The organism is Bacillus sp. BB51/4 (assembly GCF_008368845.1).
GTDB classification, from domain to species: domain Bacteria; phylum Bacillota; class Bacilli; order Bacillales; family Bacillaceae_G; genus Bacillus_A; species Bacillus_A wiedmannii.
Genome location: NZ_QOSC01000018.1, coordinates 59,530 through 79,919, shown reverse-complemented (window position 1 = coordinate 79,919; position 20,390 = coordinate 59,530). Strand labels below are relative to the sequence as shown.

The following is a 20,390-nucleotide window of genomic DNA, read 5'->3' as shown; positions in this document are numbered from 1 at the left end:
CCACAATGACCTTTTTAGCAATCTATGCAACAGAGCCTTTATAGTAAGAGTATCTTGTTGGGAATGATCAAAAATTCTATATTGTAATATAAAAAATCACTATGATATGAAAGGATACCTTACAACAATTCCAATAAATTCTTCTCAATAATTGAAAATAAAATCAATCCAGATTATTATATTGTTATTGTAAATTTATTTTATTGAAGGAGGATACATTGATGAAAAGCTCAAAAGGCTCTATTGAATCAGAGATAAGCAAAGCAATTACTCATTGGGAAAAGGACTATCTAGGACGCGGGTCTATATCCGTTAAGACAGATATATTACGGGATATGATTATCGTAAATTTACAAGGTATTTTAACACCAGCTGAATATACTGTTTGCGAAACAAAAGACGGTATGCTAACGATAAAGAAAAATCGTTCAGAGTTAGTTGAATCTGGAATTGAAGATCTAAAAGAGATTATATTAGAATTAACTGGAGAGAAAGTGAAAAGTTTTCATACGGATATAAGCTCCCGTACAGGTGAACGAGTAATGATTTTTAAATTGCTTCATAATCTTGAAGAGAAATTTTAAAAATTAAAACCACCGTAGGGTGATACACTAAAAATGCAGTGAGATAATTAAGAAATCTACAAGTTGTGTACTTTATTTCATCTTATTAACATGGTAATAAGTAAAAAGGAAGTAAACTTAAAATTATTTACGTATAATGAATTTCCATTGAAATAACACTCGAAAAAACTGATAAAGAAATTGACAAACTGCTTAATATGGTTTATCTTATAATTGTTTTAAAAAATTGATAGATGCTCATTTTAACAGTTTGCTATAATTAAGGCTTTAGCATTTTTTTAATATGTAATATTGATTAAATGAAAAAGTTTCTTAATTGAAAGATAGCACATAACATAAATTGATATATTGATTGCATAATCTAGGAGATCAGAAATATACTTTTCTTTTTAACAGGAGTAATACATACATTATTATCCTCTATAAAATGGGAGCTCTTCAAAAAACTTTATTGAAGTTAGTTGAAGTGAAACCGACAATCTCCATAATTCAATGATGATATAAAATCATTGAATTATGGAAGTTGTCGGTTTTTTTTATGGGAAAAAACGATGTACGAAAAAGAGTGAATGAAAATTGAAATTAAAAAACTATCTTACTTAAAAGGAATTTTTATAGGTTATTTTCGTTTAGAAGGGAGTATTATACATGTTAATTTCGCTGAGTTCATCAACACTGTTAACATTATTTTTTATGGCGCTTAGTGCTTCTTGGCTAAGTGGATTATTGTTTTTACATGCAAGGATGCCTTTGCGTTTTGTTCATATCCACATTGGTATCGCTGCTTTGCCTTCATTGGTTTCTTTACTCGCACTTGTTAATCACAATGGAGATAGAGTTGTGGGGCCTTGGCATCTAGATACTTTAGCTTGGTTCATGGCTTTCTTTGTTCTTACAATCGGTTTAATCATTCAGCGTTTTTCTATACGTTACTTACTGGGAGATCGCTCATATCGAAAATACTTTGCACTTTTTACATTTACTACAGGTGTATCTTCGGTTGCATGGTTAAGTGATGATCTTCGTTTCATGATTATTTGTTGGGGAGCAACTTTTATAGGATTGGTTCTACTCATAGGGCTAAATAAAGGGTGGAAAGTAGTTAGTGAAGCAACAAAAATTTCTAGTTATTTATTTACAATAAGCTGGATTGCCTTACTAGCAGCTATCATTTGGCTTTTTCAAGTCACTGGACAGTGGCAGTTAACATCAGTTTTAACGAATGAAAATGTAGCTCAATTTGGAACATTGGAGAAAACAGGAATTAACTTATTCATTATATTAGCTGTGATGATTCCAGCAGCACAATGGCCTTTTCAAACATGGTTAATTGAGTCTGCTGTTGCTCCAACTCCTGTTTCTGCTATTATGCATGCGGGGTTAGTAAATGCTGGCGGTATTATGTTAACTAGATTTTCACCTCTTTTTCATGATGATATTGCACAAATCATTTTACTAATTTTCTCTAGTATTTCTGTCTTAATAGGAACAGGAATTAGCCTAGTTCAGGTTGATTATAAACGTCAGCTAGTGGGGTCAACTATTGCACAAATGGGGTTTATGCTTATTCAATGCGCATTAGGAGCTTATTTGGCGGCTGTTATTCATTTAATTTTACATGGTTTGTTTAAAGCTACATTGTTTTTACAAGCTGGTTCTTCCGTACAACGTTTTGGGGCAGTGAAGCAGTCTAATGAAAAAATATCTAATTTATGGATTATGGTCGGACGTGTTTTCGGATTATTTATAGCGATTGCTTTTTGGTTTACGACTTCTGGAGAAGGGTATGAATTAGTTAGTGCGTTCATCTTAGGGTGGTCATTATACTTTTCATGGAAACAACTTGTTGTTTTTGGAGAGGGAAGAATGGGACGAATTGTTGGCGTATTTATTTTAGTTGGATTTTCTCTCATTTACTTTACCGTTCATAATTCTCTTTATAAATGGTTGCATACTGACATGTATCAAAATGTTCAACCTTCAGCTCCAGCCGTTATTTTTGTTATATGTCTCTTATTATTTGGTAGTGCTATTAGTACTCTCGTTACTCGTAATCAATCTTCTACTATATTTGCTGTAATGTATCTTTGGTTCGTTCGAGTAGGTGAGGCGAGACAAAAGTCAGTAGAAAGTCATCCAAGCTATCTTAAACATTATGTATCAAAGGGAGGTAATCAGTGATGAGCATATCGTCAATCGTAACGAAAGAGACTTTAAAAAAGAAAGATACAAACATTGAAATACAAGAAAAGAATATAAATGATTTAGTTGAATCTGCTAGCCGAGTGATTGCACCACTTTGGCCGATTGCTACATTTGCAGCTCATCACCCTTGGATGGGACTTGAAAAACAATCATTTGAACAAGTTGCAGATTGGTTAAAAGAAATTCGTAATGTGGATATATATCCTAGTGATTCTATGATTCATTCGGCAAAGGCGAAAGGTGAAATTGAGGAATCATTTTTACAAAGTGGCTTGTCTCGTTGGCTTGATTCACAATCTTTTCATATCCCGCGAAAAAAAGCGGAGCAGTTTTGCCAAGCAGCTTTAAAATTAGAGGAATTACCTTTTAGTTTATTATCATCGCCACAATTAAATAAACTGGCAGAAGAAATGAGTTATATAAATACAGGAAATATGAAAGACTCTTCTATGCAATCAATAGGTTCGCTTATAGAGAATGAAAATAGTGAAAATCTATCTGATATTCTTAATTATCATATTATTAAATGGTGTAAATTATATTTGGATGACTCCGGGTCAAGTTGGACGATGCCAAATCGAGAGAAAGGTTTGTATCGCGCATGGCATCACCTTATTAAATTTGATTCAGCGCTCAGTAAAAATGAGCGTAGAGTGTTAAAAGATTGGCCAGAGGATGCCCAGATAGCTTTAACAAAAGCTTTATCTGAATTAGGAATTTCTGAATCTAACATGCAAGCATACCTTGAAGGGCACTTGCTTGCTTTGCCTGGATGGGCAGGAATGATACTATGGCGTTCCCAACAATCAACTCAGGAACAGGAACTTATGATTGAATATTTAGCAGTTCGAATTTCTATGGAACTGGCCATTGTAAAACCTTATTTACCTTTAAAAAATCAAAAGGTTGAGAAAAAAGTTTCGATTGTCCCACTTATAGCTTCTTGGATCTATTGGGGGAATATTTCAACTCTGGAATGGTCACAAATGTCTGCAGCTGAACAAAGCGAATTATTAGCATTTGCCTATCGTTTTGATGAAAATATTCGCAGGAAACTTTGGTTAGAAGCTTGGGAACAGACGCATGCAGAGCAATTAAGGGAAAAGATTGTTTCTAAGCAACGTGCAACTAATGATAAAAAACGTGTATTAGCTCAATTAGCATTTTGTATTGATGTACGTTCAGAACCGTTTCGTCGCCACCTAGAAAAATTAGGTCCGTTCGAAACGTTTGGAATAGCCGGTTTCTTTGGGTTACCAATTGCGACTAGTGAACTAGGTAGTAATGACAGTCATCCTTCTTTGCCAGTTATATTAAAACCGAAACATCAAATAAAAGAGCTCACGGATGAAAATGAATGTAAATCTTATGAACAACGTAAGATGGTAGGCAGTTCGTTACGTTATACATTTAAAACGATGAAACAGAACGTATTGACAAGTATGTTGCTACCTGAAGTAAGTGGTCCTTTACTTGGTTTACAAATGGTGACAAGGAGTTTTGTGCCAAGAAGAGTAGGTGGTTTCATTCGTAATCTCCGTAAAACGATGTTACAAAAGCCTGATACAACATTCTCACTTAATCATGTTCATAATACAAAATGTGAGATACCTATCGGTTTTACGAAAGAAGAAAAAGTGAACTATGTGCGTCAAGCTTTAAAGATGGTGGGATTGACAGAAAAATTCGCGCCTTTAGTTGTAATGTGCGGACATAGTAGTCAAAGTACGAACAACCCTTATGCAGCAGCGCTTGAGTGTGGTGCTTGTGGCGGAGCAGCAGGGGGATTCAATGCAAGAGTTTTCGCTACTTTATGTAATCTTCCAGAAGTAAGAGAGGCGTTGTCTGCTGAAGGCATTAAAATTCCTGAGGATACCATTTTTGCGGCAGCTGAACATAAGACAACAGTGGATGAATTGGAATGGATTTATGTCCCAGAACTTTCGGAAACTGCGCAAGAAGCATTTGATTGTATTGAGTCGGTTATGCCAAATGTGAGCCAAGATGCAAATAGAGAGCGCTTAACGCAATTACCTAATTTTAAAAAGAAAATAAAAAATCCAGGTAAAGAAGCACAGCGATTTGCAGAAGATTGGAGTGAAATACGTCCAGAATGGGGATTAGCCCGTAATGCATCTTTTATTATCGGACAGCGTGAATTAACTCAGGATTGCGACTTAGAAGGTAGGGCTTTCCTTCATAATTATGATTGGAAACAGGATGAAAGTGGCGATATATTAGCTAACATCATTGCGGGACCAGGAACAGTAGCTCAGTGGATAAATTTACAATATTACGCTTCAACTGTAGCTCCTCATTATTATGGTAGTGGAAACAAAACAACCCAAACTGTAACGGCAGGTCTCGGTGTTATGCAAGGAAATGGAAGTGACTTGTTGCCAGGCTTACCTTGGCAATCCGTTATGCAGTCAGATAGTGAGACATATCATTCACCACTGCGTTTACTAATTGTAATTCAAGCACCTATTGAATATATAGAGCGTTTGTTAAATGCCAATCTCACATTTCGAGAAAAAGTTCAAAATGGATGGGTTAGACTGGCAAGTGTTGATCCAGAAGGACAATGGAAAAATTGGTAACAATCATGTCATAAATAATCAACTATCATTACTAGTTTAAAAGTTCCATAAATACAATCGTGAAGAAGGAGTGCTCCATATGAATTCAAAGAATAAAAAAGTATTATTATTAACGGACATTGAACACGGAATAGAGCCTATTATCCAACAAGTAACCAACATTCAACAAGAAAACATGTTGACTATACACAGCTATGATTCTGTAATTGTACATCCTTATGGAGATATAATGAGATCTGTTATTATTGCTATTTATCAAGAAAATGTTGAAGAGATTTTTGTTGTAGGAATAGAGGATAAAGAAACTGATGTAGTTAATCTACAAATTCAACGTGACTTCATAAAAAATAACAGAGAAATAGAATATCTCTTTAAAAATTGCATGCCTGAATTTTCAAGTGGTAGCCTTAATGCATGGCTAAGTGGACAAGAAAATGTTAGTGAAAATATTGAGAAGAGTATAGATATGATTCGTCATCATCCGTTAATACCTTCTGATATTAAAGTTCATGGTTTCATGATTGATAGAACAGGTGAAAAAGAAATGGTTGTTAAAATTCCTACTAATAAAATAGTTGAAAAAGTCAATTAAACTATTAAAGACAAATAAATTCTTATGTATAAATTACTGTTATATAATGAAATTTAATATGTTTTAAGAATTAGAAGGGATAGTTATGCAAAATAAAATTATCGTTATGTTTCAAAAAGATTTTCGTTTATATGATAACCCAGCTTTATTTGAGGCTGTTCAGTCTGGTGAGGTTCTTCCGGTATATGTACAAGATGAAACTTTTTCAATAGGAAGTGCATCAAAGTGGTGGTTACACCATGCTATAATAGATGTCAAAAAGCAACTTGAGGCATTGGGATCTACTTTAATAATTCGCAAAGGAAATACGCTGGAAGAAATACTTTCTCTCATAGAACAATTAGGTATAACGGCTGTATATTGGAATATTTGTTATGATCCAGATAGATTACAATGTAATCAAAAAATGAAAATGATGTTAGAAGAGAAAGGTATTATTTGTAAGGAATTTAATTCGCATTTATTATTAGAACCGTGGATTATTAAAAAGAAAGATAACACTGAATATAAGGTGTTTACGCCTTTTTACAATGCATTTCAAAAGCAGGAAATACCTAAGCCTATTAGTAAAGTGCAGCGTATAAAGGGAGGAAGCTCTTTACCAGCAAGCTTATCTGTTTCAGAATTACATTTGCTGCCGACTATACCGTGGACATCCCATATTGAATCAATATGGGAGCCTACAGAAGAAGGGGCATACAAAGCATGTAAGAAATTTTTCTCTAGCAAATTAGCCTCTTATAGTGAAGGAAGAGACTTTCCAAATCAAAATGCTCATTCGATGTTGGCACCATATCTTTCATTTGGCCAAATATCAGTGAGGTGGATGTATCATTACTTAATCAATAAAAGTACCGAAAGACAATGTAGTCTTTTTGAAAAACAAGTGAATAGTTTTATACGTCAATTCATTTGGCGAGAGTTTTCTTATTATTTACTATATCATTATCCATTTACAGTATATAAACCTCTTAATAAGAGCTTTGAACATTTTCCATGGAATAATGAAGAGGAGTTATTAACAGTATGGCAGAAGGGTGAAACTGGTTATCCGTTTATTGATGCGGGAATGCGGGAACTATGGCAAACAGGTTTTATGCATAATCGAGCAAGAATGGCTGTAGCCTCTTTTCTTGTAAAGCATTTGTTAATTCCGTGGCAAGAAGGAGCAAAATGGTTTTTGGATACATTACTAGATGCTGATATTGCAAATAATACAATGGGGTGGCAATGGGTTGCTGGAAGTGGAGCAGATGCATCACCGTACTTTCGTATTTTTAACCCCATCACACAAGGAGAAAAGTTTGATAAAAATGGAGAGTATATAAGAAAATGGGTACCAGAATTAAAAGATATGCCGAATAAATATATACATAAACCTTGGGAAGCACCTGAGCATATTTTACAAAAGGCCAATATAAAGCTTGGTCATACATATCCTTTGCCAGTTGTTGATCATAAGGCCGCACGGGAGAGAGCCCTTTGTGCATATAAAAGTATGAAAGAGTTCGTATAAAATAGATTAAACAATATGTATTTGAAATTTAAATATTAGAATTTTATCCATTACAAGGACATACTAATCATATAAAGTTTCTATAATCTTCTAGTAAAAAGGAGAATGTTTATGAAAAAGTCTAGTATTCTAGTATTTTTACTAACATATGGTTTGTTTTATGTTTCTAGTATTTTATTTCCTATTGATCGCACTTGGTACGATGTGCTAGAAAAGCCGTCTTGGACACCTTCTGGTATGACAATCGGAATAATTTGGGCTGTATTATATGGACTTATTGCATTATCAGTTGCAATTATTTACAACAAATATGGATGTAAGCCAAAAACATTTTGGTTTGTATTCCTTTTAAATTATATGTGTAATCAAGCGTTCAGCTACTTTCAATTCAGTCAAAAAAATTTATTTTTAGCAACAGTAGATTGTTTACTAGTCGCTATTACTACGTTACTTCTCATAGCGGTTTCTTCCAAATTATCTAAAGTATCGACATGGTTGCTAATTCCATATTTTTTATGGTCCGCATTTGCTACATATTTATCTTGGATAATTTATAGTATAAATTAAAGACGTAAATAAAAACTTGAGCATAATAAAAATGCTCGAGTTTTTATGTTTATTAATGGTAATCTAAAATATAGAATATATACATCTTAGGGAGGTCATCTTTTTGAAGAAATGGATAAAAATTATTCTGTACTCTTTACTAGGTATTTTACTTATAGGAAGTATTACGTTTTTGACTTGGTCACAGTTTACTTATAAACCGACGAAAGAGGCTTTGTCGTTAGTAGATGGTAAAAATGATGAAGATCATATAGTTTTTGGAGAGAAAGGTGCTAAAGTAGGGGTTATTTTTTATCAAGGTGCTAAAGTAGAAGCTGAGGCTTATAGTTACTTAGGGGAAGCTCTTGCAAAAGATGGGCATTTTGTAGTAATGCCTAAGTTACCATTAAATTTAGCGATATTTGGAATCAATGCGGTAGACAGTGTAATGGAACAGTATCCTGCAGTTCAAAAATGGTATGTCGCAGGGCATTCAATGGGGGGAGCTATGATTTCTAAGTATGCCTTTCAACATGAAGACAAGGTAGACGGGATCATTTTCTTAGGTTCGTATCCTGCAGATGACTTCTCTACAAAATCGATTCCGATGTTATCAATTTATGGGGAAGTAGATGCTTTAGCAACTGTAGAAAAAATAGAGAACAATAAAAAGTTAATGTCAAAGAATACAACTATGCACATGATAAAAGGCGGAAACCATGCTCATTTTGGCATGTATGGTGAGCAAAAAGGTGATAATGCAAGCTTAATTACGCCAAAAGCACAACGAGATGAAACAGTAAAGGTAATGGAAGAATGGCTATTAAAACAGTGATAGCGAATGTAATAAATTGATCGAAAGAATTCTCCTTCCTCAAGCGATAGCCCAACGGTAGAGTAGGTAAGGGAGAGAAAAACTGGAAACAAAGAGCCAACTCATAAGAGTGGGCTCTTTGTTTATATACTATCTTCTACTAGTTTTCTTATTTTCTCCGGAATGTCTTTTTCAGAAATAACTTCGTAAGAATAGACATACTTACCTTTTACATGGATTTTTAAGTAAGTTTTTCTTATAAAATCATTAGGAGTATTCGTTCCTACTGTATACTCTTCTTCATTTCCAGATTCATCAATGCCTTTTAACGAGTATATAGCTCTACCGTTCGTATGATAATCGGGAACACCATATCTTTCCGCAACGGCATATACATTTTTCTCTTCAGCAAGTGGATTTAATATGTCTAGATCCCCGCGTAACATGAATGGGAGTAAGTATATAAGAAGGCCTATTCCTATTATGCAAAGTATAAATTTCTTCATAATTGTTTCTCCTTTTGTTCATTTACATGATTCAGTATAGAAAAAAATTCTTATGAATTTAGAAGTGAATTTCTTAAGTTTTTCTTAAATAGGTTTTTAAAGGAGGGATAACATTGTATGGTTATTCTCTTGTGCAAATCGTGTTATGAGCTTAGATTTGCAATGATAAATGTTTTTTCATTAGATAATTACTTTACCAATAATCGAGATGTTTGCGGATACATTTATTTTTGGGATACATAATTATATTTAGAGAATACCCAGTTACAGTATTTGAATTTTTAATAAGAAGGGATGCGAAGGAATGAACTCACAGAGACAAGGCTATGCAGGCTGGTGGCAAGGCGGACACGGTGGTTGGCCGGGTGGACACGGTGGTTGGCAAGATGGACATGGTGGTTGGCAAGGCGGACACGGTGGTTGGCAAGGTGGACACGGCGGTTGGCGGGGCGGGCGTGGTGGTGGTTGGCAAGGTGGACACGGTGGTTGGCAAGGTGGACATGGTGGCTGGCAAGGCGGACATGGTGGTGTGGACACGGTGGTTGGCAAAGTGGACATGGATATTAAAAAGATACTATAAAATCATTTTTTTATGCAAAGTTTGTATATTTTCATTTGTATAGTAAGGATATAGTGAAAACAGCAAAGAAATCCTGTGAAGTAAGGATTCTATCCGTAAAATTAAAGCGGTGGAAATGTCAAAAGAACAAAAGACACCGCTTTTTATTATTCAAGGAGAAAGAGACTATCAAGTTCAATCGAAAATCGAAATCCCTCTTTGGAAAGAACAATTAAAAGAACGACATAACATTGATTATCGACTATATCCAAAGTTAAATTCCTTATTTACAGAAGATTATGGAGAAATAAGTAAACCGGATGAATATTATAATTCTGCTAATATCTCTGAGTATGTTATAAATGATATTGCTGCTTGGATGCAAGGAAGATTGCAATTAAATTAGCAACCATATGTTTTAATAAAGACTTTCTTTCTGTAATCAAAATAGAAACATTTTTATTAGGTTATATGTTTTTTAAAAGCACTCTTTGAAAAGGAGTGTTTTTTGATTTTGATTTAATTAACGAAAAAAGTATCTTGTACTTCTTTTGTAACTTTTTCTAAATAGAAATTTTCTATAAAATAAGGGGCTTGCCTTCCAAACAAATCGTTATTTGTAACACTTTTATCAAAGCAAATTTCTCGTGACATTTCTTTGATATTCAAAAACATTAATAACCTATTGTGTGAAGTTTTTTGAAAATTTAGGTTTAACATCTTTAAAATAGGTGTATTACATATTACATAACAACTAAATAAGAAAATAAAAAATCTAAGGGAGGAAAAATATAATGCATAAGAATGAAAGAAAACCGGTAGTTCATGAATATGAAAATGAACAGGAAGTAGTTATGAAAGTAAAAGAGCTAGAATTGCAAGGGATTCGCCAAGATGACATTTACGTCTTAACACATGAAAAACATCTAACAAAAAAGATTGCGGATGATACAAACACAAATACGATTGGAGTAAAAGAACAAGGATTGGGTACAAGTATTATCAACTTTTTCTCCAAAAAAGGGGACGAACTCCGAAATCAAATGGAGGAAATGGGGTTGTCGAAGGAGGAAGCTAACTTATATGAAGAAAAACTAGATCAAGGGAGAATTTTACTCCTAGTAACAGCTGAAACACCAACGGCAAGTGATAGGCAGCCGCAAAACTATCATTCTCTCTAATAGATTGCAACATCTGATAAATAGATAAGTTAATTATTTTAGGTTGTAGCATGGAAGAAAATAAAAGTAGAGAAGGGTGAGAAAAATGAAACATACAATATTTAAATATACTGTGATTGGGATTACGACCGGAGTCATGGTCTCCCTGTTAAAAAAAGAAAATCGGAAAGCTATACAAACAAAAGGAAAAAGAGTAAAAGACAAACTACAAGAAGGAAACATAAAGGAAACATTAGAGAAAGTAACTGAGACAAGTAAACAATTCTCTGTAACTGCAGCTAATGTTGCAAAACAAACATTACCACAACTGCTTACAGCCACACCGGTTGTCATTTCTACTATTAAAGATTTAACAGAAAACGAAAATAACAAAAAGAAAAAAGATGAAAAGGATAACGAAATAAATCAAAATAGTAAGGACATAGACGGAGAAAAAACGAAAAATGAAAAGAAATATATGAAAGAAGAGAAAGAAGAGAGTGCCTAGATTGAATTCTAAAAAGAGAAAGTGAGGAAAAAGTATGAAATCTCTGTATGCAATTGATGTAGGAATTGGCTTTACCAAGCGGGCATATCGACAGGATGTAGATTCTGAGGTGACGATTAAGAGTGAAGTTTCCACACTAGCCCCTGTACCTAACCATGCTGAAAGTGAAGATTTAACAAAGGTGAGTTTTATAGACTTAGACTTTGCATACTACATGGGAAATGAAGCGCATCAATCTGACGCTTCATTTCTTCCTCCATTTGACGAAGAAATAGAAAATTATTATGAAAGCGAACAGTTTAAACAACAAATATTTGGTTGCATTGCAAAGGATTATAAAAAAAATGTCGTGTTACCTTTAGTTGTTACCGGGCTTCCCGTTACTTGTTTTGGTAGTCAGCATGAGCAATTACAAAATGTATTAAAAAAAGAAACTTCCGTGCAAATTGATGGGAAATTTATTAATATTACGGTGGAAAATGCTTTGATTCTTCAGCAACCGGTCGCTTTACATGCCTATTTCTTAAAAGAGGGAATCATTCAGGAACGAGATCGTATCTTAATTATTGATGGTGGATTTCGTACATTAGAAATGACAGATATGAAACAGAATGTCATTTTAAATCATTATGAGACAGAACTAGGATGTAGCAAGCCTTTGAAAAATATTAAGAATATCCTGCAGAATCATGCGGGTGAAAGTAATCAATTGCATATTAACGACATGCCAAAAATATTAGAAAAAGGATATGGAGGTCGAGAAGAAAATCATGAGACAAGTCAGGTTGATACTTTGATTCAAAAAGAGTTGGATGCACACTTCCAAGACGTTATGCGTGTATTACAAGAACAATTTAAGTTAGACCAGTATGAAACTATTATTTGGACAGGAGGAATAGTAGATATCCACAAAAAACGAATTGAAAAAATGCAAGGTGAAATTTCTTCTTTCCGTATGGTAGACGCTTCGAAAGAGGCTGCACTTCATGGATACTATATGATTGGAAGTCAAGTATTTGAGGACATCACCAATCAATCTGCATATGAATCTAAATTATAATAACGACCGAAATAGAGTTCGTTGAATAGACGTGCCAAATTATGTGGCTTCTTTTCCACATATAAATAAGAAAAGATGAAAAGTGCTTGTATAGAGGAAATGTTTAAAATTGAGAATAAAAATAACTAGTATATAGGGGGTCTTCCTTGTAATAGAAGAAGACCTCCTATGCCATTTAGCTTGTAATTTAGGTGATTTAAAAACTTTTCCTCGAAGACATGAATACCTACATACAAATTTCATATTACGGATATTATTCGATCAAACATAAAACTATTCAGAAAGGAAGAATAATATGGAATGCATAAAAATGCCGAAATGGAATTGGTATCATGTGAAAACTAGTGAGCTTGAAAAACTTTCTTCTATAATCCCTCGTGATGTAATATCTTATTTCTCTCAATTTGTAAAGAAAATAAGTTCTCCTTGTGAAAATGGCTTATATGTTTATACGTTATCACCAAGTCAAACTTGTGTATATGGTTCTTTTTTATATGATCAAGATAAAAAAGACGCCAAAATTCAAAAATTTCTTCATTATTTCGTAGCTCATGAAGTACTGATAACGGTCCAGGAAAAAGAGGAAGAGGATTTTCAAGAATTAATACATAATTTCCCGGTGGGTACAAAAAATTGTAATAGTTCCGCTGAAGGAGTATGTACTATCTTATCAATGTTTATTTCTCACTATTTGCGAGAGGTTGACTATTTTGAAAACAATTTCAGAAATGTATTATGGGATTTTTATCATCATAATAACATAGCAGTTTTAGAAAGAATTTATCATATTCGTCATGAATTATTTATGAACACACATGTGTTTCGCTTAATACAAGAAGTGTTACAAGGCTTGGAGGAAGCTTGGTTAGAAAATATAACAAAAACTCTTTGTTATAAACAAACACACTTGAAATTAGAGCGTGGATTACAACTTGTTAAAGAGTACCAAGAAGAATTAGACACGATGATTCATTTACAAGAAGTTGTTTCTTCTCATCGTGGGAATGAAATTATGAAAGCTCTTACTGTATTAACCGCTGTGAGTACGCCTTTGACAGCCTTAGGAGCATTGTGGGGGATGAATTTTAAATACATGCCTGAACTAGAATGGAAATATAGCTATTTAATTGCTCTCTTATTTATTATTTTTACAACGGGAGGTATGTATATGTATATGCGATTTAAAGGATGGACAGGTGATTTATTACGAGTAAAGAAAAAGAAATCTTTTTTTAAATCTAATTAATCCTGTTTATAAAAAATATGATAAATATTAACCTAGATATAAGGTTAGTAATATTTATTAATGGGGGTAGTGCCATATCCCCATCAAGTTAAAGTTTTGATGTCCCCGCATTTAAAAAGATGCTCTTGGATAAATCCAGGAGCATCTTTTTAAATGCGGAGTAGTGCACCACTGTAATCAATTTAAAGAATCGAAATCTTCCATAACGAAATTTTTATTCATTTTTAAATGGTGATATTGAGATGTTAGGTTGATAAACCTCTATTAGTTTCGAATTGAATATTCTTCTTACCAGCTAAAATGTATGGATTAGCTTTTTTTAGGTCTCTTAGGTGGATTGTTATATTACTATCAAGATAATATTTTGAATAATCCTCAAAACAAAGAAAAGTTTTGTCAGAAAAAAATAAAATCTTATTAATTTTTATAATTAGTTGAATTTTTATAGAAATAATCCTCTTAATATATTAAAATAACATCGTATTATGTCTGATTTTAATTAGGGGAGAGAAATTTTATGTTGAAAAAAATTATTCCAGTTGCTTTAGCAATAAGTACAGTTACTTTTACTAGTGTATTTGCTGCGCCTTCAGCCCAAGCAAGTACAGAACCAAACCGCTACATAGATGTGCAAATGCTCGGTATTAACGATTTTCATGGGCAACTAGACACTGTAAAAAAAATTAACAATAAAGATGCAGGGGGAATTGAGTACTTAGGGGCTTATTTACGTGATCGTGAAAAACAAAATCCGAATACATTAAAGGTACATGCTGGCGATGTTGTTGGAGCAAGTACTCCTGTTTCAGCATTATTACAAGACGAACCTACGATTGAATTTCTAAATGATTTGAAATTCGATGTTGGAACTATAGGAAATCATGAATTTGATGAAGGTGTTGCGGAAATGAACCGCCTTATTTATGGTGGATACCATGAGAAAACAGGGGATTTTAAAGGAGCAAAATTCCCATATGTTGCTGCAAATTTCTATAATAAATCCACCGGTCGTTTATTTTTACCACCATTTACTATAAAAAAGGTACAAGGAGTTCCTGTTGGATTTATCGGAGTCGTAACAACGGATGTTCCTAACCTTGTTATGCCTACTATGCTAAAGAATGTAGAAATTACAGATGAAGTTGAAGCTATTAACAAATCAGTAAAGCAATTAAAAAAACTAGGCGTTAAATCTATCGTTGTTCTTGCGCATAACGGAGGTACAACAGATGGGAACGGCGTAACAAATGGTGATATCGTCCGATTAGCAAATGAGACTGATCCAGAAGTCGATGTTATTTTTGGTGGGCATAGCCACACCTATGTAAATGGAACTGTTAATAATAAACTTGTCGTACAAGCAAATTCTTATGGTATGGCTTTTGCTGATGTTGATGTAAAGATTGATCGTAAAACAAAAGATATTGTTGAGAAAAAAGCAGAAATTGTTACAACTTACCATGAAGGCATGGAGCCTGATAAAAAAATAAAGAAGAAGATGGAGAAATATCAAGCAAAAATCGCACCTCTTGTTAATGAAGTTGTAGGTAAGTCTATTGCTCCACTAGATCGCAAACTCAATACGGCTGGTGAATCTACTCTTGGAAATTTAGTTGCTGATGCCCAGCGTACAACAATGCAATCCCAAATTGCACTTATGAATCCTGGTGGTATTCGTAATGACTTAGATGCTGGTGATATTACATGGGGAGAGATATATGGTATTCAACCATTCGGAAATCAATTAATAAAAGTAAATTTAACAGGCCAAGACATTCGTGATATTTTAAATCAACAATGGCAAAAAGACATAACAAGAATGCTTCAAATTTCAGGGATCCAATACACTTGGGATGCGAACAAGTCTAATGGAGAAAAAGTAACAAGTATTCGCTTAACAAATGGAGAAGAAATCATTCCTTCTAAAACTTACAGCGTCGTTGCTAACGCATTTCTAGCTTCAGCTGGAGATGGATTTGTATCCTTTAAAAACGGTAAAGATGCTGAAACAGGACCAACTGATTTTGAAGCATTAGTAGATTATATAAAAAAATCAAAAGAACCAATTCAGTCTGTTATTGATGGAAGAATTCAAAGAATAAATTAGTTTTTTATTAATCTCAAAAACAAATAGATTACCTGTGCGCTATACTTTTTAGTGTGCAGGTAATCTATTTTTTTGCGCTTTCGGGCACAGATGCTACTTCAATCCTATTATTATAGAAGCGATTTCGAATGTAAGAAATTTGTAAGGGATAGGTAAGGAAAAAGAGATTTTCAATATGTAGGATAAAAATATGAGGAGGCGTGAAAGGGGGGAATAAGTACGGCCTACATATAAAACAATCAGTAACAAGAGTGTTTTGTGAAAATAATGAGTACAATGATTGCAAATGCATTGTTGCCTTTTCATCATTGGGAGAATTGATAGCTGTGTGGTTCGTATATGACACTGCTATCAACTATCTATACAATTTTAATAGAAGAGAGGAATTCTTTATGAAAACACGCAGTAAAATTACATGTGCAAGTCTAGCACTTTTAATAGCTGGAAGTTCCCTGTTATACATAACACCAGGCTCAATTGTAAAAGCAGAACCCGCGCAAAATGTATTTAGTTCGTTACAAACAAGTACTCAAAGCGATCGTACTTCCGTTAAGAAAGCAATGCGGGATACACTGCAACTTGGATACCCGGGAATACTCGCTCAAATTTCTAAGGGTGGTAAAACTTGGAGTTATACCGCTGGGGTAGCAGATCTGAGAACTAAGAAACCAATGAAAGCAGATTTTCGCTTTCGTATTGGCAGTGTGACGAAAACGTTCATTGCAACAGTTCTACTTCAATTATCTGGAGAGAACCGTTTGAATCTAGATGACTCCATTGAAAAATGGTTGCCTGGTGTCATTCAAGGAAACGGATATGATGGTAACCAGATTACGATCCGGCAAATATTGAATCATACAAGTGGTATTGCTGACTATATAAATTCAAAAGACTTTGATATTACGGATATAAAAAAATCGTATACGGCTGAAGAATTTGTAAAGATGGGGATTTCTCTTCCTCCAGACTTTGCTCCAGGGAAGGGTTGGTCTTATTCAAACACAGGATACGTAATACTAGGGATCCTTATCGAAAAAGTAACAGGAAACAGCTATGCGGAAGAGGTTGAAAATCGGATTATTGAACCGCTTGATTTGTCAAATACATTCCTACCTGGCAATTCAAGCGTGATTCCAGGCACCAAGCATGCTCGTGGCTATTTGCAACTAGACGGAGCAAGTGAGCTAAAAGACGTTACTTATATTAACCCAGGTAGCTCGGATGGAGATATGATTTCTACTGCTGACGACTTAAACAAATTCTTCTCTTACTTACTCAGTGGCAAATTACTGAAGGAACAGCAACTAAAACAAATGCTTACTACAGTTCCTACAGAAAGAGAGGGAACTGGATATGGTCTTGGAATTCTTGAAATTAAACTTCCGAACGGTGTCTCGATATGGGGACACAGGGGTGCCGTTCCAGGGTTTTCTACTTTTGCTGGTGGAACACTTGGAGGCAAACGTACATTTGCTATCAATTCGAACAGTTTAAACATTAATAATCCGGAATTTTTTAAAAACATTTTACTTGCTGAATTTAGCAAGTAGGCAAAAAGGAAAACGGATAAATTTTGTCATTTGTAATCAAAGAATGTTTAAGTTTGGAGATATAATTGAAGTGAATTAGAGGGGGAGAAATAAAAAAATTATCTCTTCCTAACTTAATTATATCATGTAAATCACGTTCGAAATAGACTGTTTATTCGTATTTACTACTGCTACAATCAAGAACACATGCATAGTAAGGAGAGATGGTAAATGAGTTCTTTCGTTCTCGATTTTCAGGAAATAGAAAACACGCAGCTTGCACTCGTTGGTGGAAAAGGATTGAATTTAGGGGAGTTATCAAGCGTTCAAGGGATACAAGTGCCAGAAGGATTTTGTGTTACAACGGTAGGATATGAAAAGGCCATCGAGCAAAATGACGAGCTTCAAACTTTGTTGCAGCAGCTAACAAAGTTGAAACGTGAAGACCGAACTCAAATTGGTGGAATTAGTAAGAAGATTAGAGAAGTCATTATGGCAGTAGAAATCCCTTCTGAAGTAGTGGAAGCGGTAGCTCATTATCTCTCACGTTTTGGAAATGAACATGCGTATGCCGTGCGTTCTAGTGCTACGGCTGAAGATTTACCATATGCCTCGTTCGCTGGTCAACAAGATACGTATTTAAATATTATCGGTAAAGAAGCGATTTTGCAGCATGTAAGAAGGTGCTGGGCTTCTTTATTTACAGAGCGAGCAGTTATGTACCGCATGCAAAATGATTTTGAACATAATCAAGTTTCTATATGTGTTGTCGTTCAAAAAATGGTTTTCCCTGAGGCTTCGGGCATTTTATTTACTGCTGATCCGGTTACTTCTAACCGAAAGGTAGTATCAATCGATGCCAGTTTTGGACTTGGTGAGGCATTAGTATCAGGACTGGTCTCTGCCGATAATTATAAAGTAAAAGAAGGAAAAATTACCGGAAAGATGATAGCAACTAAAAAATTAGCTATTTATGCTTTAAAAGAGGGCGGAACGGAGACGAAACAGATTGATCCGGCTCAGCAAAAGCTTCAAACGTTGTCTGAACAACAAATTTTACAACTAGCACAGATCGGAAGGCAGATTGAATCTTATTTTGGTTGTCCGCAAGATATTGAATGGTGTGTAGTGGATGATACATTTTATATTGTCCAAAGTCGCCCGATCACGACTTTATATCCAATACCAGAAGTAAATGATGGGGAAAATCATGTGTATGTATCGGTTGGTCACCAGCAAATGATGACTGATCCTTTGAAACCATTAGGAATGTCTTTATTCCAGTTAACATCCTTTGGACAGCGGTTTCAAGCTGGAGGAAGGTTGTTTGTTGATGTTGCACAAAGATTGGCTTCGCCTACTAGTAGAGAACTTTTATTAAATATGATAGGGAATTCGGAACCGCTTATTAAAGATGCATTAACGACTGTAGTCGAGCGAGATGATTTTATTACATTGTTACGAGATGATGAAAAAGAAAAGAGTGTTGGTAAAAGTGGACCACCTGCAAGTTCGCAACCACAAGTCGAAAACAATCCAGCAATCGTTACGGATTTAATAGAAATGAATCAAGCATCAATTGAAGAGTTAAAACGAAACATGCAAACGAAATCAGGGGTGGATGTACTTGATTTTATTTTGGAAGATATCCAGCAATTAAAGAAAATATTATTTCATCCGCAAAGTATGGCTGTCATTATGGCAGGTATGGATGCTTCAACATGGATCAATGAAAAGATGGGGCAATGGTTAGGCGAAAAGAATGCAGCAGACACGCTTTCTCAATCAGTACAAAACAATATTACGTCAGAAATGGGTTTAGCATTAATGGATGTTGCAGATGTAATTCGACCATATCCAGAAGTTATTGCATATTTACAACATGTAGAAAATGATAACTTTTTAGATGAATTAGTTCAGTGTAAAGGCGGAGAAAAAGCTCGAGATGCCATTCGAACTTTTCTAAATAAATACGGAATGAGATGCAGCGGAGAAATCGACATTACGAAAACGCGCTGGAGTGAAAAACCAACAACCATTATCCCGATGATTTTAAATAACATAAGAGACTTTGAAGCTGGTGCTAGTAAGCGGAAGTTTGAAAAAGGGCTGCAGGAAGCTTTGAACAAAGAAGAAGAGTTATTAGAGCGATTGCAACATTTGCCGGATGGTACACAAAAAGTAGAAGAAACGAAGCGAATGATTCGTAACATCCGTAATTGTATCGGTTATCGTGAATATCCAAAATACGGCATGATTAATCGTTACTTCATATATAAGCAGGCATTATTGAAAGAAGCTGAGCAACTTGTACAGAGCGGTGTCATTCATGAAATCGATGATATATACTATCTAACCTTTGAAGAACTTCACGAAGTTGTTCGCACGAATAAACTAGATTACGAGCTTATTCATAAACAAAAAAATGAGTACAAATTATATGAAAAACTAACGCCTCCCCGCGTTATGACGTCTGATGGAGAAATCATTACAGGTAAATATAAACGAGAAAATCTTCCGGCTGATGCGATTGTTGGTCTGCCTGTTTCTTCTGGAGTAGTTGAGGGAAGAGCTCGCATTATTTTAAACATGGAAGAAGCGAATTTAGAAGAAGGGGATATATTAATTACTGCTTTTACTGATCCTGGCTGGACACCATTGTTTGTGTCTATAAAAGGGTTAGTCACCGAAGTTGGAGGACTTATGACGCACGGGGCAGTGATTGCACGTGAATACGGATTGCCAGCAGTCGTCGGAGTAGAGAATGCTACGAAACGAATCAAAGATGGGCAACGAATTCGGGTACATGGAACAGAAGGGTATATTGAAGTGTTGTAATGAAATAAAAGATCATCCGC

The 20,390-nt window shown here is 34.7% G+C and carries 17 protein-coding genes and 1 pseudogene; 16 read left to right on the top strand and 2 right to left on the bottom strand.

Annotated features, from left to right (window positions below; genetic code table 11):
• Positions 1-221: 221 nt before the first annotated feature.
• The 7 genes from DN392_RS24935 to DN392_RS24905 all read left to right on the top strand — a co-directional run bounded on the left by DN392_RS24935 (position 222) and on the right by DN392_RS24905 (position 8,878).
• Positions 222-584, top strand: coding sequence for a Na-translocating system protein MpsC family protein (locus tag DN392_RS24935; protein ID WP_025118617.1), 363 nt, complete (start codon positions 222-224; stop codon positions 582-584).
• Between the two features lie 648 nt (positions 585-1,232).
• Complete coding sequence (locus tag DN392_RS24930) at positions 1,233-2,765, top strand: NADH dehydrogenase subunit 5 (RefSeq protein ID WP_000908930.1); 1,533 nt, start codon at positions 1,233-1,235, stop codon at positions 2,763-2,765.
• Positions 2,765-5,389, top strand: coding sequence for a DUF2309 domain-containing protein (locus DN392_RS24925; protein WP_088321625.1), 2,625 nt, complete (start codon positions 2,765-2,767; stop codon positions 5,387-5,389). The genes DN392_RS24930 and DN392_RS24925 overlap by 1 nt, the downstream gene beginning before the upstream one ends.
• A gap of 79 nt (positions 5,390-5,468) precedes the next feature.
• Positions 5,469-5,981 carry a carbonic anhydrase gene (locus tag DN392_RS24920; protein ID WP_064057511.1) on the top strand — a complete coding sequence of 171 codons (513 nt, stop codon included), beginning with the start codon at positions 5,469-5,471 and terminating at the stop codon, positions 5,979-5,981.
• Between the two features lie 85 nt (positions 5,982-6,066).
• Positions 6,067-7,497: a cryptochrome/photolyase family protein gene (locus DN392_RS24915; RefSeq protein WP_048566112.1), complete on the top strand. Its 1,431-nt coding sequence runs from the start codon at positions 6,067-6,069 to the stop codon at positions 7,495-7,497.
• Positions 7,498-7,608: 111 nt separating this feature from the next.
• Positions 7,609-8,064 (top strand): TspO/MBR family protein, encoded by a 456-nt coding sequence (locus DN392_RS24910; RefSeq protein WP_142292485.1) that lies wholly within the window; start codon positions 7,609-7,611, stop codon positions 8,062-8,064.
• 103 nt (positions 8,065-8,167) lie between these two features.
• A complete protein-coding gene (locus tag DN392_RS24905) occupies positions 8,168-8,878 on the top strand; it encodes an alpha/beta hydrolase (RefSeq protein WP_000758808.1) in 711 nt (236 codons plus the stop codon).
• 122 nt (positions 8,879-9,000) lie between these two features.
• Here DN392_RS24905 and DN392_RS24900 read toward each other — a convergent pair whose 3' ends face one another.
• Complete coding sequence (locus tag DN392_RS24900) at positions 9,001-9,363, bottom strand: YxeA family protein (protein ID WP_088321627.1); 363 nt, start codon at positions 9,361-9,363, stop codon at positions 9,001-9,003.
• Between the two features lie 304 nt (positions 9,364-9,667).
• Between DN392_RS24900 and DN392_RS24895 the strand changes: the two genes are divergently transcribed.
• Complete coding sequence (locus tag DN392_RS24895; RefSeq protein ID WP_149238110.1) at positions 9,668-9,943, top strand: hypothetical protein; 276 nt, start codon at positions 9,668-9,670, stop codon at positions 9,941-9,943.
• An 85-nt stretch (positions 9,944-10,028) separates the two neighbouring features.
• Positions 10,029-10,328: pseudogene (locus tag DN392_RS24890) on the top strand (alpha/beta hydrolase); the annotation flags it as partial.
• Positions 10,329-10,441: 113 nt separating this feature from the next.
• Here DN392_RS24890 and DN392_RS30965 read toward each other — a convergent pair.
• Positions 10,442-10,597 (bottom strand): hypothetical protein, encoded by a 156-nt coding sequence (locus tag DN392_RS30965; RefSeq protein WP_064473419.1) that lies wholly within the window; start codon positions 10,595-10,597, stop codon positions 10,442-10,444.
• Positions 10,598-10,716: 119 nt separating this feature from the next.
• Between DN392_RS30965 and DN392_RS24880 the strand changes: the two genes are divergently transcribed.
• The 7 genes from DN392_RS24880 to ppsA all read left to right on the top strand — a co-directional run bounded on the left by DN392_RS24880 (position 10,717) and on the right by ppsA (position 20,370).
• Positions 10,717-11,103 carry a YflT domain-containing protein gene (locus DN392_RS24880; protein ID WP_048566116.1) on the top strand — a complete coding sequence of 129 codons (387 nt, stop codon included), beginning with the start codon at positions 10,717-10,719 and terminating at the stop codon, positions 11,101-11,103.
• 85 nt (positions 11,104-11,188) lie between these two features.
• The gene (locus DN392_RS24875) at positions 11,189-11,590 is read left to right on the top strand and encodes a peptidase U61 (protein ID WP_088091610.1); all 402 of its coding nucleotides are present in this window, start codon (positions 11,189-11,191) and stop codon (positions 11,588-11,590) included.
• Positions 11,591-11,624: 34 nt separating this feature from the next.
• Positions 11,625-12,650: a ParM/StbA family protein gene (locus DN392_RS24870; RefSeq protein ID WP_064057514.1), complete on the top strand. Its 1,026-nt coding sequence runs from the start codon at positions 11,625-11,627 to the stop codon at positions 12,648-12,650.
• Between the two features lie 295 nt (positions 12,651-12,945).
• Positions 12,946-13,896, top strand: a complete 951-nt coding sequence (locus DN392_RS24865; RefSeq protein WP_064057515.1) for a magnesium transporter CorA family protein — start codon at positions 12,946-12,948, stop codon at positions 13,894-13,896.
• A 517-nt stretch (positions 13,897-14,413) separates the two neighbouring features.
• A complete protein-coding gene (locus tag DN392_RS24860) occupies positions 14,414-16,003 on the top strand; it encodes a bifunctional metallophosphatase/5'-nucleotidase (RefSeq protein ID WP_064449320.1) in 1,590 nt (529 codons plus the stop codon).
• Positions 16,004-16,395: 392 nt separating this feature from the next.
• Positions 16,396-17,553 carry a serine hydrolase domain-containing protein gene (locus tag DN392_RS24850; protein ID WP_064057552.1) on the top strand — a complete coding sequence of 386 codons (1,158 nt, stop codon included), beginning with the start codon at positions 16,396-16,398 and terminating at the stop codon, positions 17,551-17,553.
• 210 nt (positions 17,554-17,763) lie between these two features.
• Positions 17,764-20,370, top strand: a complete 2,607-nt coding sequence (gene ppsA, locus DN392_RS24845; protein ID WP_064057516.1) for a phosphoenolpyruvate synthase — start codon at positions 17,764-17,766, stop codon at positions 20,368-20,370.
• Positions 20,371-20,390: the final 20 nt, after the last annotated feature.